The 15,087-nt window shown below is 39.4% G+C and carries 12 protein-coding genes, 2 riboswitches and 1 other annotated feature; of the genes, 8 read left to right on the forward strand and 4 right to left on the reverse strand.

The features are described from left to right. On the forward strand, positions 1-2,589 hold a 2,589-nt coding region (locus N7548_RS08475), incomplete at its 5' end, for an AMP-binding protein (protein ID WP_263609043.1). Between the two features lie 14 nt (positions 2,590-2,603). Here the strand turns inward: N7548_RS08475 and trpS are convergent. Continuing rightward, complete coding sequence (gene trpS / locus N7548_RS08480) at positions 2,604-3,602, reverse strand: tryptophan--tRNA ligase (protein ID WP_373425194.1); 999 nt, start codon at positions 3,600-3,602, stop codon at positions 2,604-2,606. 39 nt (positions 3,603-3,641) lie between these two features. After that, positions 3,642-3,826, reverse strand: a binding site (T-box leader). Between the two features lie 125 nt (positions 3,827-3,951). Continuing rightward, positions 3,952-4,082: riboswitch (cyclic di-AMP (ydaO/yuaA leader) on the forward strand. Between the two features lie 41 nt (positions 4,083-4,123). Here trpS and N7548_RS08485 point away from each other — a divergent pair. Then, positions 4,124-5,461: a cation:proton antiporter gene (locus N7548_RS08485; protein WP_263609045.1), complete on the forward strand. Its 1,338-nt coding sequence runs from the start codon at positions 4,124-4,126 to the stop codon at positions 5,459-5,461. Between the two features lies 1 nt (position 5,462). Further along, the gene (locus N7548_RS08490) at positions 5,463-5,822 is read left to right on the forward strand and encodes a P-II family nitrogen regulator (protein WP_263609046.1); all 360 of its coding nucleotides are present in this window, start codon (positions 5,463-5,465) and stop codon (positions 5,820-5,822) included. Between the two features lie 81 nt (positions 5,823-5,903). On the opposite strand, the gene pepF is transcribed toward N7548_RS08490, so the two are convergent. After that, on the reverse strand, positions 5,904-7,667 hold the full coding sequence (gene pepF, locus N7548_RS08495) for an oligoendopeptidase F (protein ID WP_263609047.1): 1,764 nt from the start codon (positions 7,665-7,667) through the stop codon (positions 5,904-5,906). 235 nt (positions 7,668-7,902) lie between these two features. Between pepF and spx the strand changes: the two genes are divergently transcribed. Further along, complete coding sequence (gene spx / locus N7548_RS08500; protein WP_263609048.1) at positions 7,903-8,367, forward strand: transcriptional regulator Spx; 465 nt, start codon at positions 7,903-7,905, stop codon at positions 8,365-8,367. 115 nt (positions 8,368-8,482) lie between these two features. Next, positions 8,483-8,557, forward strand: a riboswitch (cyclic di-GMP riboswitch). A 167-nt stretch (positions 8,558-8,724) separates the two neighbouring features. Here spx and N7548_RS08505 read toward each other — a convergent pair. After that, complete coding sequence (locus tag N7548_RS08505) at positions 8,725-9,807, reverse strand: GMP reductase (protein ID WP_263609049.1); 1,083 nt, start codon at positions 9,805-9,807, stop codon at positions 8,725-8,727. A 105-nt stretch (positions 9,808-9,912) separates the two neighbouring features. Further along, the gene (locus tag N7548_RS08510) at positions 9,913-10,458 is read right to left on the reverse strand and encodes a CYTH domain-containing protein (protein ID WP_263609050.1); all 546 of its coding nucleotides are present in this window, start codon (positions 10,456-10,458) and stop codon (positions 9,913-9,915) included. Positions 10,459-10,539: 81 nt separating this feature from the next. Between N7548_RS08510 and N7548_RS08515 the strand changes: the two genes are divergently transcribed. The 4 genes from N7548_RS08515 to N7548_RS08530 form a co-directional block, all read left to right on the forward strand. Beyond that, on the forward strand, positions 10,540-11,298 hold the full coding sequence (locus N7548_RS08515) for an NAD(+)/NADH kinase (protein WP_263609051.1): 759 nt from the start codon (positions 10,540-10,542) through the stop codon (positions 11,296-11,298). Positions 11,299-11,413: 115 nt separating this feature from the next. Beyond that, entirely contained in the window at positions 11,414-12,427 is a 1,014-nt protein-coding gene (gene gap, locus N7548_RS08520) for a type I glyceraldehyde-3-phosphate dehydrogenase (protein WP_263609052.1), read from the forward strand. A 138-nt stretch (positions 12,428-12,565) separates the two neighbouring features. Further along, positions 12,566-14,353 (forward strand): phosphoenolpyruvate carboxykinase (GTP), encoded by a 1,788-nt coding sequence (locus tag N7548_RS08525; protein ID WP_263609053.1) that lies wholly within the window; start codon positions 12,566-12,568, stop codon positions 14,351-14,353. Positions 14,354-14,370: 17 nt separating this feature from the next. Then, positions 14,371-15,087: alcohol dehydrogenase catalytic domain-containing protein (locus tag N7548_RS08530; RefSeq protein WP_263609054.1), on the forward strand; the 717-nt coding region annotated here is incomplete at its 3' end.

Here is a 15,087-nt window from a genome sequence, read left to right on the forward strand (position 1 = left end):
GACATCATGATTGAACGGCTATATAAGCGTATCGAATACCTTCTCGAACAAATGACTTCAACCCATGTGTTGGCTGAAATTTCTATGTTATTGCCTGAAGAACTACCGAACTTGGTCACTAAGAAAGTACGACCATTACTCGATATCTATTATCAAAATTTAGAGAAAGCGATGAATCATATCGCCATCATCGGTCATGAAAAAGTGACCTATGCGAAACTCGAAGTAGAGTCCAATCAATTGAGTCACGTTCTCAATCGATGTGAGAAAGACATCATCATTATCTCAGGGGGTAAATCCTATGAATCCATCCTGATGATGTTAGCTGCCATCAAAGCAGGGAAACCGTTCGTGTTTAGTACCGTTGAAACAAAAGACTTCCTAGATGAACCTTTGGATATACATACATTCTCCTATGAAAATGAGTCACACAAATGCATAGATTATCCAAAAAACAATATAATGGCCTATTATTTTACCTCGGGAACCACGGGTCGTAAAAAAGTCGCGATTACGTATGAAGCTTTATCCAATCATATAGACCAAACACCGTATATTCAAAACGCCCAATCCTTAACGAGTATCCCACTCATGAGTGCTTTGCATTTTGACATGAGCTTAGAAGAAATTTGGGTAGCATTGACCCATAAATTGACTTTGGTTCTATTGACGGAAGCACAGTTTAAACAACCCAAAGAAAGAAAAGAACGATTTGAACCATATGGTATCGATGGGATTTCAACCACCCCAACCGTGATCGGCCTCTTATTGGAACAAAACCCTGAACTATTTAAACAGTTAAAATGGGTGGTTTTAGGCGGTGAAGTGCTCACCCCTGCCTTAGCGAAACGAATACTATCTTATCCTAACATTAAACTTTATAATAGCTATGGACCAACGGAAACCACCATCGCTATTACCTCGACTGAAATACAATCTTTTAATGATATCTCCATCGGTCAAGCACACCCCAATACCCAAGTGATTATTTTTAATGAAAGTGTATTACCCTGGGGTGAAATTGGTGAGATATATGTCCACGGATTAAGTGTTAGCCCATCGGTATCGACAATCAGGTACAAAGGTCTAGAATACTATCAAACCCATGATATGGGTTACCAAGATGAACAAGGACGATTACATTTCATCGGACGTCAAGATCGAATGATTAAACGCCATGGGGTTCGCATTGATTTAAACTGGATCGATCGAATACTTCAGAATCACCCTTCGGTCATTCAAGCCACTTCACTGTTTGAACACAATCAGATCCATACGTTTATCAAAACAAGCCAGCTTATAGATGAGTCTCATTTAATGGACTATGTGGCGGATCATTTATCGCCAAATCAAAGACCCAATCGAATCATCCAGACCAATCAAATCACTCAAGAAGGCAAATTGAAAGCCAAACAAGCACTCAAACAAACGCGATTCAAGCCCATGAGTTTAAAAGAAAAAGCCATCCATCATGCGTTATCGGTTGTCTTAAATCAAAATGCGTTTTATTTAGAAGATACCATCGCCAATTATGGTGCTGATTCATTATCGGTCATTCAAATTCTATCCATTCTAGATCAGTATGGGTATGAATTATCGTTAGGCGAGATGGCGTCCAAGCCAATCCAGATATTGTTAAACAACACAAGAAAACGCTCTGTAGAGCACCACTACTTAAAATTACCAAAACAATCACCACAAATTGATTTGACATCTACAATTGGTTTATACGGAGCGAATGGATTCCTAGGCATTCATTTATTGGATGTATTAATAAAGGAAACACAAAGCCAAATCATCTGTCCTTTAAGGGTTACAAAAGAGGTCCTTGAGCACACCTATGCTTATTATTTTAATCGACCATTAGATTTAAGTCGTATCAAAATCTTACCCTTTGATACACCACTAGGTGAACTTACTGTTCAAGTGGTAATCAATGCGAGTGGGTATACCAAATATCAAGGAAATCCATCCGATTTCGATGAAATCAATGTGAATTTTGTCTTGTCTTTAGGGTATCAAGCCAGTGCCTTAAAAATCCCTTTAGTTCATATTTCCACCCTAGGCATTGGTGCATATGAACGTGTATTTCACGAAGATCGAAAACGACTTCGAACGACCTTCAGCAACCCTTACTTAACCTCTAAAGCCAAAGCAGAATTGGGTTTGTGCGGTATCCCAAATCTACAATACAAAGTGATTCGCGTGGGTAATCTAACCCCAAGCATGCTGACCATGAAACCTCAACTTATTGGTGATAATGCTTTTATGAAGGGATTATCCAATTTGATTGAACACCAAAATTCTCATTTATTCGGTGTGGATTTTGACATTACCCCAGTCGATATCGCTGCACAAGCAATTTTAAAAGTGATGTCAACCAATCTTTTCATTGGGCATGTGGTTCACCCATCTCGATATGATTTTGATGCGTTGTCGAAATATCAAGCATTACAGCCCAAAAAACGTTCGATTCAGAGTGACATAACCAATCAAGCACTACTAAAATTAGGGTATCGATATCCAATCTTATCTAAAACTTATTTAGAACAAATATTAAGGATTGCAGAAAAAAACAGGGAACTTTGATGTCCCTGTTTTCTCTATTTAATGCGGCCTAAACCAATGCGTTTATATACTTTTTGAATCTTTTTGTAAGCCACCGCTCTCGCTGCGTCTCTACCTTGGTCTAAGATATCGTCTAGTTCTTTTGAAGCGAGGAGTGCGTGGTATTTTTCTTGAATCGGTTTTAAATACAAAGCGAGCGCTTCAGCCAAGTCGGATTTGAACACCGCGTAGTTGGATTCTGCGTATTTGTGTTCTAACTCAGAAATCGATACATCACTGATCAATGAATAGATGGTGAGTAAGTTTGAAATGCCTGGTTTGTGTTTGACATCGTATTTGACTTTTGTATCAGAATCTGTGACGGCGGATTTGATTTTATTCTTGATCGCGTTGATGTCATCTAAAATATAAATGATGGCTTTTTGATTCTCATCGGACTTACTCATTTTCTTGGTTGGTTCTTGTAAACTCATGATTTTACCGCCGACTTTAGGGGTAAATGGTTTTGGTACGACAAAGGTTTCGCCATGTTGACTGTTGAAACGTTCAGCGAGATTTCTCGTGAGTTCAAGGTGTTGTTTTTGGTCTTCACCGACAGGTACGATATCTGCGTCATATAATAATATATCGGCAGCCATCAATGCTGGGTAGGTTAACAAGTTAGAGCGAATGCCTTCCATTTGTTTTTGTTTCTTATCTTTGTATTGGGTCATTCTTTCAAGTTCAGGGACATATACTGTGGATTCCATGATGTAGCCTAACATCGAATGTTCAACCACTTCCGATTGGACAAAGAGATGCACCTTTTCAGGGTTTAAACCACAAGCCAAATACAACGCCGCCAAGCTTCGAATGTTTTTTCTGAGTTGGGTTTTGTCTTGTGGGACAGTAATCGCGTGTAAGTCCGCGATAAAAATAAAGAATTCGGTGTCCTGTAATTCTTCTTGTAAAGCGATGAATTGTTTAATCGCCCCTAAATAATTGCCTAATGTGATTAAGCCTGATGGTTGAATGCCTGATACTAAACGCATGATAATGCCTCCTTATAAAAATAAAACGCCCTTAGAATAACATCTAAGGACGACAATGTCGCGGTACCACCTTAGTTCTATGGAAACCCATAGCCCTCGAATGTCTATATAGCAGACCTGCTCATACTCTGTAGGCCCATTCATTTATGTATCCTTCGAAGGCTTTCACTATCCCTTCTCGCTTTTTAAGGCATCGATAAATTACTATTCTACGTCATCGTATATGCCTATTTTATGATAAAAACATAGGTTTGTCAAAAGATTTTACGTGTTTATAGGGGGACTTAATCAAATGATATCGCTTTACACCATTTATCGATTGACAATCTTTTTTTAAATAGTATAATTCAACTTGTTGATATCTCCGAATCCACAGAGTGGGGGACCCATCCATCTAGGGGTGAATGGCATCATTTAGATACCTAAGGATACTTAATGTCCTGAATCCGTCAGCTAACCTCATAGGAGTGATTAAGCGTATAAGTTATTTATGCGTTTTTTTTGTTTTTAAAGGAGGACAAAAGATGGATGTTTACACACTGATTTTTAAGATTTCCATTGTTTTATTGGTGGGATTCATTGGCGCACTAATCGCGCGTAAATTTAAATTGCCTAACGTTTCGGGGTACTTGGTCTTGGGTCTACTATTAGGACCAAGCATGGGTCTAATCTTTAAGGGATACCCTGGATTTCTAACGATAGAAGAAAACAATAGCCTAGAGTTTATTGGTGAGATTGCTTTGGCATTCATTGCCTTTTCGATTGGTAGTGAATTCGCGATTAAAGCGATTAAAAAGATGGGCCGTTCGGTCATCATCTTAACCACAACTGAAGTTATTGGCGCAGTCACCGTTGTTTTCCTAGCCATGTTATTTTTACCAAAACCTGTCGATATTGTTTCAAGTTACTTGCCATTCGCCAACCGCAACATTGCTTTCGGGTTAATCCTCGCATCGATGTCAGCCGCGACAGCACCTGCTGCAACCCTCATGGTCATCCGTCAGTATCGTGCTTATGGTCCAGTCACCAAAGCGATTTTACCGATCACAGCGCTCGATGATATCTACGGCATTGTCGTGTTCGGATTCTTCATTTCGATCGCACAAATCTTGGTGCCACAAGGGGTCAATCAACCCGCTTGGTTGATGTTCTCAAAACCATTCATTGAAGTCTTTGGCTCGGTATTTTATGGGTTATTCGTTGGGTTAGTCATCTCGAAAGCAGCCAATAAATTTGATAAGAACCGAGATGATATGCAAGTCATCGCGCTCATCGCTGTTTTATTTATCATTGGTTCAATCACTTTATTAAACCATTACTTACACCCATATGGGATTGGATTCTCACAATTACTCGCGAACATCATGGTCGGATCAACCATCGCGAACCTAGCGAAACAACCACAAAGAAGTTTCACCGCCATCAACGATTTCGCAACCCCATTTTATGTCATGTTCTTTACGCTAGCAGGTGCGAGTTTAGATTTAGCCGTATTAAAACAAGATTCATTGATCATTTGGATTAGCCTAGTGTATATTTTCGCCCGTGGTGGTGGTAAAATATTAGGTATCATGATTGGTGCTTATATTGTGGATTCACCAAAGACCATCAAAAAGTATTTAGGGATTGCGTTACTACCGCAAGGTGGTGTTTCATTAGGCTTACTCGTCATCGTTCAAGCACAGATGAGACCGTATTACCCAACCATTTCCACCATCATCATGTTATCGATTTTAGTGTATGAAACTTTTGGACCGGTGTTCGCGAAATTCTCTATATCCAAAGCAGGGGAAGTCAATGGACTTGACCGTTTGGATGAGGTATCGAGCATTGAAGGTTTAGAAACAGCAGGAGGACATTAGCATGCAAGCCTTATTCATCGTCTTAAATGATTTATCTTACCTAGAACAAATCTTATCGAAATTCTTAGACCTTCAAGTTCGTGGCGCAACCATCATTGATTCTCAAGGGATGGCTTCCGCTATGATGAATTCAGAAGGTTTAAACATGTTGTTAACAGGACCTTTCCAACGTACTTTGGATAACGATCAAAAAGGGTCTAAAACCATTTTCTCTGTCATTCCAGAACCAGACAAAGTCGAAGAAGTGGTTTCTGAAGTGAGAAAGATTGTTGAAAAATCCAAAAAACAAGTCATCGGATTTATGTTCACTGTCCCTGTGTCAGGCATTTATCCTATGAAACCAAAATTCATTGAAAAATAAACAAGCAGAATTCATCATACCCATGGTGAATTCTTTTTTCTTAAATAAAAAAACAACGACCGAAATCGTTGTTCTCAATAATTAGCTTTTTAAAACATCTTCCAATTGGTCAATCAATTCATTGAAACGATTGATGACGGCTAAGAAAGTTTGTTTATCGGTTAAGTCCGCCCCAGCAATCTTCGCGATGTCGACTGGATAAGCAGAACCACCTGCTTTTAACATCTTAATGTAATTGGACATGGCGTTTGGTACACCCTTTTTGACATTTTCATAAATCTTTAAGGATGCACTATAGGATGTTGCGTATTGATACACATAGAATGGGGTATGGAATAGGTGAGGGATATATGCCCAAACGTATTGCTTACCATTCTCTTCGGTAATATCGATATCATAATAGTGTTTGTATAAATCGATCATGATTTTAGATAAAGCACCTTCAGTGATTGGGATGCCTTTTTCAACCAATTTGTTCGCTTCATATTCATAGGTAGCGAATAAGGTTTGACGGAAGAAGGTGGCCATGATGCCATCGATTTCATTTTCTAACAAGACAATTTTATCTTCTTTAGAAGTCGCCTTGGATAGTAAATAATCACCAAGTAAGTGTTCGTTGAAAGTAGACGCGATTTCAGCCACGAAGATGACATAATCTGCGATCGCCATCGGTTGTGCTTCATTCGAGAAAATCGTATGGGCACTGTGACCTGCTTCATGGGCAAGTGTAAACACAGAATCTAAGGTTTCGTCGTGGTTGAGTAAAATGAATGGGTGCCATCCATAGAAGCCACTTGAATAAGCCCCGGTACGTTTACCATCTTTAGGGAGTACATCCACAAAACCATCTTCTAAAGCACGTTGTTCATTCTTCACAAATTCAGGGTCTAACCCTTCTAGCGCTTCAAAGAACATTTTTTTCGCATCCGCATATGGATACTTCGTGTTACTTTCAGCGAGTTTTAAGAAACGATCATAGGTATGATACTTGTCTAACCCAAGGTATTTTTGTCTTAACTTAATGTAACGTTTGATCGGTCCAACATTTTCATAGGCTACATCTTTCAAGTTCATGAAAACCGATACCGGGATGTTATTACCAAACAACTTCGCTTCTAATGCAGATGAATAGCCCCTAGATTTATAGGACGCAGCCAAGTTTTGAAGGACTAGATTATAAAGGTTTGCGAAAGCATTCTTATTGTCTTTATAACGTTTGAATGCAGCTTCAAAGACCAATTGACGGTCGGCAGGGTTCTTTAGGGTTGGTAAAATCGAACGGTAATTCGCGGTAGTGATTTTCATCTTTTCACCGGTCGATAATAACACTTCTTCATCGCTTCTATCGCCAACCGCTAACGCATTGTACATCGAGGTTGGGACACTAGAAATCGGTGAATGGAACGCTAGAATGCGTTCATTGTCATCCGACAAGACGTGTTCTTGTTGATGGAACAACTTTTCGATCACGAACTTATAAGGTTGTAAACGTGCATCCTTTTCAACAAAACTCAAAATCAAATCTGAACCTGCTGCGATGACTTCTGGTGAAAAATAAGAAGTCACTTGGCTCAATTTAGATAACTTCAATAATACGCTTTGGTACTTTGAACCCAAAACATTATCTCTTAAGTTCAAATCGGCGGCTAAGTGTGCATATGGATACACCTTATATAATAACTGTGTGATTTCTTCTTCTAAAAGAATGTAATCTCTAAACCCTTCAAAAGTCGATAATTTACCTTTAAAGGCACTAAATTCATCTATTCTAGACTCGAATAAGTCGACATCTTTTTGCCAGGCTTCAAAATCAGGATAGAATATGGATAAATCCCATTGGCTCATAATATCAAGTTCCTTTCAATATTAGTTTATATTATAATACAAAGTGATGATAATACAAACCATCAATGAATGAGAATATGCAAATACAAACATCAATTCATAAAATTATGTGATATATGTCTTGAAATCGTTTTCGAATATTGCTAATTAGAAATATTTCGTATATAATGATTAAGCAATCAAATAAACACAAAGTGCTATAGGACAATACCTATACCCAGAAAGGGGAAAGACCATGATTACAATTTATACTACACCAAGTTGTTCGTCATGTCGAAAAGCGAAAAAGTGGTTAGAGGAACATCATTTGCCGTATGAAGAGAAGAATCTATTCTCGAATAGAATTACTGCCAATGATATCAATTTAATGCTCAGGAATGCAGAAAACGGTTTTGAAGACATCATATCTACCCGTTCAAAGATTTTTAAAGAACAAAATCTCGATGTAGATTCGATGTCAGTGAACCAACTCAAAGATTTTATCATCGATAATCCAAGCGTTTTAAAACGTCCCATCATTTTAGATGATCAGAAGATGCAAGTTGGATACAACGATGAAGAAATCAGGGTCTTTATTCCAAGACGCTTAAGACAACTCGTGATGTGTGCTGACTGTCCTGCAGGCGAAACCTGTGACTATCAAAGTGCCATCAAGCGTTATTTTGAAGAAATCAAAAAAGAACAACAAAAATCCTACTAACGATGTCAAAAACGACGTCGTTTTTATTTTTTAAGTTAAGTGTAAACGATTACACAAAAGAGATTGACACCGATAAAAGTATCGCTTATAATGTGTTTGGTATCTTCATCCAATACTATGTCAATCGCAAACCTAGAGCAATCTAGCGACGCAAAGCTATAGGGTCTTTATGAGACAGCCAGTTGCCATTCGAAAGCATTTGTGTGGTAACTTTACTTTTAGGGTCTACACAGATGGTGGGGACTTTTTTTATGGAAAAGTCAACGATTCAAATCAATCCACATCGGATTGAACACACACCCTCATAGATGTGAAAACATCAAAAAACCACAGGCGGATGACCTGTGGTTTTCTATTTTAATGTCTAGTGTAAATATCGTTATATTGTCTGTGAACACGAATGAAGGTTGTGCATTTGGATAAGTCTTTTAAGGTCTTCGCACCGACATAAGTACAGGTTGAACGAATACCACCTAAGATGTCTTTTACGGATGTATCAACATTCCCTTTGAATGGAATTTTAACGGTTCTGCCTTCAGAACTACGATAGTCTGCGACTTCACCTTTGTGTTTGATCATCGCTGTTGAAGAACTCATGCCGTAAAACTCCACGAATTTTCTTACTTCATAAATCGGTTCAAAGGTTTTCATGTCTTTTTGATGCGTATCGTGGTACTCAGTGATGACTTTTCCACCACCTTCTAAGTGTCCCGCAAACATCCCGCCAAGCATAACAAAGTCTGCCCCTGCACCAAAGGCTTTCGCAACATCCCCTGGACAAGTACAGCCACCATCCGAGATGATGTGTGCACCTAAGCCATGGGCAGCGTCTGCGCATTCAATGATGGCCGATAGTTGTGGGTAACCAACCCCGGTTTGAATGCGTGTGGTACAAACAGACCCAGGTCCGATGCCTACTTTGACGATATCAACGCCACGAAGGATCAATTCTTGAGTCATATCAGCAGTGACAACATTACCGGCGATGATGACGTGTTTTGGATAATCTTTTCTTACTTTAGAGACAAATTCGCCAAACGCTTCTGAGTAGCCGTTCGCAACATCGATACAAATGAATTTTAATGATGGGTTATTTTCAATGGTAGTTTTTAGGTTTAAATAGTCTTCTTTAGAAGTCCCTGTGGAAACCGCGAAATATTCGGGGTTTAACGTTGGTAAGGCTTCTGTGATTTGGGTTGGAGTATAATTTTTTACCAAGCAGGTAAAAAGATTTCTTTCCCCTAAGGCTCTTGCCATATCGAGTGTACCTACACCATCCATGTTCGCTGCCATGATGGGCACACCAGTCCAAGTTTGGCCAGAATGTTTAAAGGTGTAAGTGCGGTTCAAATCCACTTCTTTGCGAGAAGCGAGGGTTGAACGTTTTGGTCTAATCAATACATCGCTAAAATCTAACTTTTCATCTAGTTCAATACGCATATAGGCCTCCTAATAAATCCATTACTAGTATATACGATTTGACCAAATTTGTGTTAGGTTTTTTAAATAGAACGGTTTCATGAAAAAAAAAGACCCCGAAGGATCTTACTTAGTTTGGTAAATACGCTCACTCTTACGCATCGCGGGTTTATTTTCGATGCTGTGTGTTTCTAAGAAGTGCTCAAAACATTTCTTGCCTAAGTCATAATTATCGACTTCGTATTCGAGTTCATAATCGACTTTGCCGGCGTATTCAATCTTATCAAAGAATAGTTCGCCATCTTTGAATGGGGTGGATACACGGTAATTATCTAAGGATCCAATCAGTTTAACATCACAGTCGATATCAAAGTATTCTTTGGTATTGAATCCAGCTTCAATCATTTGTAAGGCTTGAGCTTCATCTAAAAGCACATGTTGTTCAAATGCCCCTTGATCGCTGTGGGATTTGAGGGTCACTTTAAAGTAATTATTGTGCTTTTTACGAATACGCAAAACGGTTTTTTGTTTTCTGAAAAACAAGGATTCCGAATCAAAGTAGTAGTTGGTTTGTTTGAAAATATTGTTGTCCAATTCAAACAAACGGATCAGTTCGTTGTATTGTGTTTCAGTTAACGGCGTTTTAAATTCGATTTCGACATTCGTCTTCATGTTTATCACCTGTAACTATTATGAACTATTTGGCCTAAAATATCAAGAACTATGATATATTTATAACTAGGTGATGATACTATGAGATATGCGATTTTACATAAGAACAATGCTGAAAGTCTAGAACTTCGTAAACAGCTCTTAAGCCGTATTGACGGGGTTTATGACGATGTCCAACCCGAGATTGTTTTCTCGATTGGTGGGGATGGCACGGTGTTAAATGTCATTTCAAAATACAATCATTTACTCGATCAAATCTTGATTGTTGCGATCCATACAGGGACCATTGGGTTCTATACTGAATTTTTACCGAACGATTTGGATTGTATTTTAGACCTGTTAAAAGGGGATTATCAAACCAACCATTTCTCACTTTTACAATACAAGACAGGCAATCACATGGGCTACGCGATGAATGAAGTCTTTGTTTCAGGTTCCCATAAAATGTTAGAAGCGAAAGTATACATCGATGATATCGAAATCATGAACACCAGAGGCAACGGGATTTGTATATCCACACCTACGGGTTCAACCGCTTATAATTACGCTTTGGGTGGTGCCATTGTTGACCACGACATCAAGGCCGTTCAATTGACTTTAGCAGCCCCATTTGAAACCGTCAAACACCGTATGGCTTATCCGATTGTCCTATCTGAAAAACATGAATTCATCATTAAACCGAAAAATATCGATACCGATATTCAAGCCGATAGATTTCATCTAAGTCTATCCAATGTGAAGGAAATTTGTGTAAAAATATCGGATAAAAGTGCAAAATTTTTAAAGAATCCAAATAATGTCTTCGCAGTGCGTATCAAAGATACATTTATTGGCGAATGATAAAACGTTTACATGAATTTTTGATACAATTACAATGTGAAATGCCTTGTTTTTTGGGCATTAAGTGATAAAATATCTTTGGAAAGAAAAAAACCTATAAGGAGGGTTTATTAACATGGCTATTAGAGTAGCAATTAATGGATTTGGTCGTATTGGCCGTTTAGCATTCCGTTTAATGCACAACAATCCACAATTTGAAGTGGTTGCATTAAATGACTTATCTAACGCAGATGAATTAGCATACCTTTTAAAGTATGACACTGCACAAGGTAGATTCAACGGAGACGTTAAAGTTGAAGGTAATTTCTTGGTTGTGGATGGTGTTAAATCACAAATCATCGCTGAAAAAGACCCTAACAATTTACCATGGGGCGCATTGAATGTCGATGTCGTTCTAGAATGCACAGGCTTATTCTTAGATGAAGAAAAAGCGTCTGCACACATCAAAGCTGGTGCTAAGAAAGTTGTCTTATCTGCACCTGCAAACACAAAGACCATCAAAACCATCGTTTTCAACGTTAACCACAAAGTATTGGATGGCTCCGAAACCATCATCTCTGGCGCATCTTGCACCACAAACTGCTTAGCACCAATGATCGAAGTTTTAGACAAAGCATTCGGTGTTGAATGGGGCTTCATGACTACTGTTCACGCGTATACCAATGACCAATCATTGATGGACCAACCACACAAGAAGGGTTATATGACTCGTCGTGGTAGAGCAGCTGCAGCTTCGATTATCCCATCTACTACAGGTGCGGCTAAGGCTGTAGGTAAAGTATTGCCACACTTAAATGGTAAATTAGACGGTACTGCATTACGTGTGCCTACAATCACAGGTTCTATCGTAGACCTTTCTGTTGAACTTAAGAAACAAGTAACTGTAGAAGAAGTCAATGCAGCATTCTTAGCAGCATCTAACGAAACTTTAGTTTACACCGCTGACCCAATCGTATCTGCTGATATCGTCGGTTCCGGTTCATCCATTTTCGATGCGAACACCACTCAAATCTTAAATGCAGGTGAAAAACAAGTCGTTAAAGTCATGGCTTGGTATGACAATGAAATGACATACACAACCCAATTGATCAGAACACTTGGCTATTTCGCTGGATTAATTCAAAAATAATTAACCAACCATTAAAGACATTTTTACTTCGGTAAGATGTCTTTTTTTTCTTCGAAAAAGGGGTCTTTGGTGTTATAATAAACATAGAGACTGAAAACGCTTTACTATAATTATAAAAAAGCACCTTGGAGGTAGGAAATGATCAAAAATGAAACATTGTCCAACTGGATTTTTGACATGGCTAAACTATGTCAACCAAAGGACATTTATTGGTGTAATGGCTCTGATATTGAATATCAAACCATTATAGACCAATTGGTAAAAGACAAAAAAGCTGTGAAATTAAACGAAACAAAACGTCCCAATAGCTATGCATTCTTTTCAGACCCGAGTGATGTTGCGAGAGTCGAGGACAGAACCTTTATCGCATCCCTAAATGAATCGGATAGTGGTCCAACCAATAATTGGTATGAACCCAAAGCCTTAAAAGAGAAAATGACAGCACTCTATGAGGGTTGTATGGTCGGTAGAACAATGTATGTGATTCCCTTCATCATGGGTCCGGTTGGCGCAAAAATCGCTCAAATTGGGGTTCAACTGACCGATTCACCTTATGTGGTTTTGAACATGAGATTGATGACCCGTATGGGGTCTAAAATCCTTCGCATGATTGAAGATGGTGCACCGTTTGTGCCATGTGTCCATTCGGTTGGCTATCCACTGGTAAACCGTCCAGATTTGCCATGGCCTAGTGCACCCATTGAAGAAAAATTCATCGCGCATTTCCCTGAAGAAAGACTGATTTGGTCTTACGGTTCAGGCTATGGTGGTAATGCCTTATTAGGCAAAAAATGCTTGGCTTTAAGAATTGCAAGTAAGATTGCGAAAGAAGAACATTGGATGGCAGAACACATGCTCATCCTCAAAATAACCAATCCGGAAGGTCGTTCTAAATTCATTTTAGGGGCATTTCCAAGTGCCTGTGGGAAAACCAATTTAGCGATGCTCGTACCAACCATCCCAGGTTGGACAGTAGAGACTGTTGGTGATGACATCGCTTGGATATTTAAAAAGAAAGATGGCAAATTCTACGCCATCAACCCGGAAAAAGGGTTCTTCGGGGTTGCGAAAGGGACATCCTATCAAACCAATCCAAACGCCATGAAAACCATTGAACAAAATACCATTTTCACCAATGTCGCGTTAACAGAAGATTTGGATGTTTGGTGGGAAGGGATGGGCGACACCCCAAATACCCTCATCAGTTGGAAAAAAGACGTTTGGCATAAAGGGGACACTAACCCAGCAGCGCATCCAAATTCAAGATTTACTGTCGGTATTGAACAAGCACCGAATTTAGCCAAAGAATATGATGATCCAGCTGGTGTACCCATCAGCGCGATTTTGGTTGGTGGACGACGTGCAACCACGATTCCACTGGTGACAGAATCATTGAGTTACGATCACGGTATCTTCATGGGATCGATGATGGGCTCCGAAATCACTGCCGCAGCCATATCAAATGACATTGGTAAAGTTAGACGAGACCCATTCGCGATGTTGCCATTCATTGGGTATCATGTCGCGGATTATCTATCCCATTGGTTTGAGATGAAAGACGATACCAAACCCACAGATTTACCAAAATTCTACTATGTGAACTGGTTTAGAAAAGACGACCAAGGTAATTTCATGTGGCCAGGATATGGGGATAACTCTAGGGTGTTAAAATGGATTTTCGAACGTTCTGATGGTAAAGCCAAAGGCGTTGAAACACCCATCGGTATCATGCCAGACTTAACTGAATTTGATACAAAAGGTTTAACTATCAAACCAGAAACATTGAAACAATTATTTGAAGTAGACAAACAAGCATGGCTGAAAGAGATGGCAGATCTCAAAGCTTATTATCACTCTTTAGGTGAAAAGATGCCTAAGGCACTATACGACGAATTAGAAAATGAAATTGCACGATTAAACGCTTAGACGTTTGGGAGAACACTATGGCAACCATGATGGCAATCATCAAAGCATCACGCAGTAAAGGCTTAACCATTGTTGAAAAAGAAGTACCAGAAACATTGAACGACCATGAAGTCTTAATCGAAGTCTTGAGCGCGTCCTTGTGTGGGACAGACGTTCATATTTACGAGTGGGACCCATGGGCAGCGAACCGCTTGAATCCGCCTTTAACCGTAGGTCATGAATTTTCGGGTCGAGTGGTAAAAGTTGGTCCGAAAGTCGACCGTGTGAAGGTCGATGACATCGTTTCATCGGAAACACATATTGTGTGCGGACAGTGTGAATTCTGTCGTACAGGTAGAGGTCATATTTGTCAAAATACCCAAATCATTGGGGTTGACCGTGACGGTTGTTTCGCCGAATTCATCCGCATGCCAGAGTCCAATTTAATCATCGATAAGAGTGGGGTAGACCCTAAATTCCTATCGGTTTTAGAACCCCTTGGTAACGCCGTTCATACCATGTTGCATTTCGATATCTCATGTAAAACGGTCGCTGTGGTTGGTTGTGGACCGATTGGCTTGATGGGCATCAATGTGGCGAAAGCGGTTGGTGCGAAGAAAGTCATCGCGATAGAAGTCAACCCATTTAGAATGAATCTCGCCAGAGAACTTGGCGCAGATTTGGTAATCAACCCAAGAGATACCGACGTCATTCAGGCGGTTTTAAAAGAAACCAATGGTTTAGGTGTCGATGTG

This window comes from Paracholeplasma manati (genome assembly GCF_025742995.1).
GTDB lineage: Bacteria > Bacillota_I > Bacilli_A > Acholeplasmatales > UBA5453 > Paracholeplasma > Paracholeplasma manati.

Bases quoted from the DNA above. Each gene is read 5' to 3' on its own strand.
- N7548_RS08525 (WP_263609053.1), top strand. From the start codon at position 12,566: ATGATCAAAAATGAAACATTGTCCAACTGGATTTTTGACATGGCTAAA.
- N7548_RS08485 (WP_263609045.1), top strand. From the start codon at position 4,124: ATGGATGTTTACACACTGATTTTTAAGATTTCCATTGTTTTATTGGTG.
- spx (WP_263609048.1), top strand. From the start codon at position 7,903: ATGATTACAATTTATACTACACCAAGTTGTTCGTCATGTCGAAAAGCG.
- pepF (WP_263609047.1), bottom strand. From the start codon at position 7,667: ATGAGCCAATGGGATTTATCCATATTCTATCCTGATTTTGAAGCCTGG.
- N7548_RS08510 (WP_263609050.1), bottom strand. From the start codon at position 10,458: ATGAAGACGAATGTCGAAATCGAATTTAAAACGCCGTTAACTGAAACA.
- N7548_RS08505 (WP_263609049.1), bottom strand. From the start codon at position 9,807: ATGCGTATTGAACTAGATGAAAAGTTAGATTTTAGCGATGTATTGATT.
- N7548_RS08490 (WP_263609046.1), top strand. From the start codon at position 5,463: ATGCAAGCCTTATTCATCGTCTTAAATGATTTATCTTACCTAGAACAA.
- gap (WP_263609052.1), top strand. From the start codon at position 11,414: ATGGCTATTAGAGTAGCAATTAATGGATTTGGTCGTATTGGCCGTTTA.
- N7548_RS08515 (WP_263609051.1), top strand. From the start codon at position 10,540: ATGAGATATGCGATTTTACATAAGAACAATGCTGAAAGTCTAGAACTT.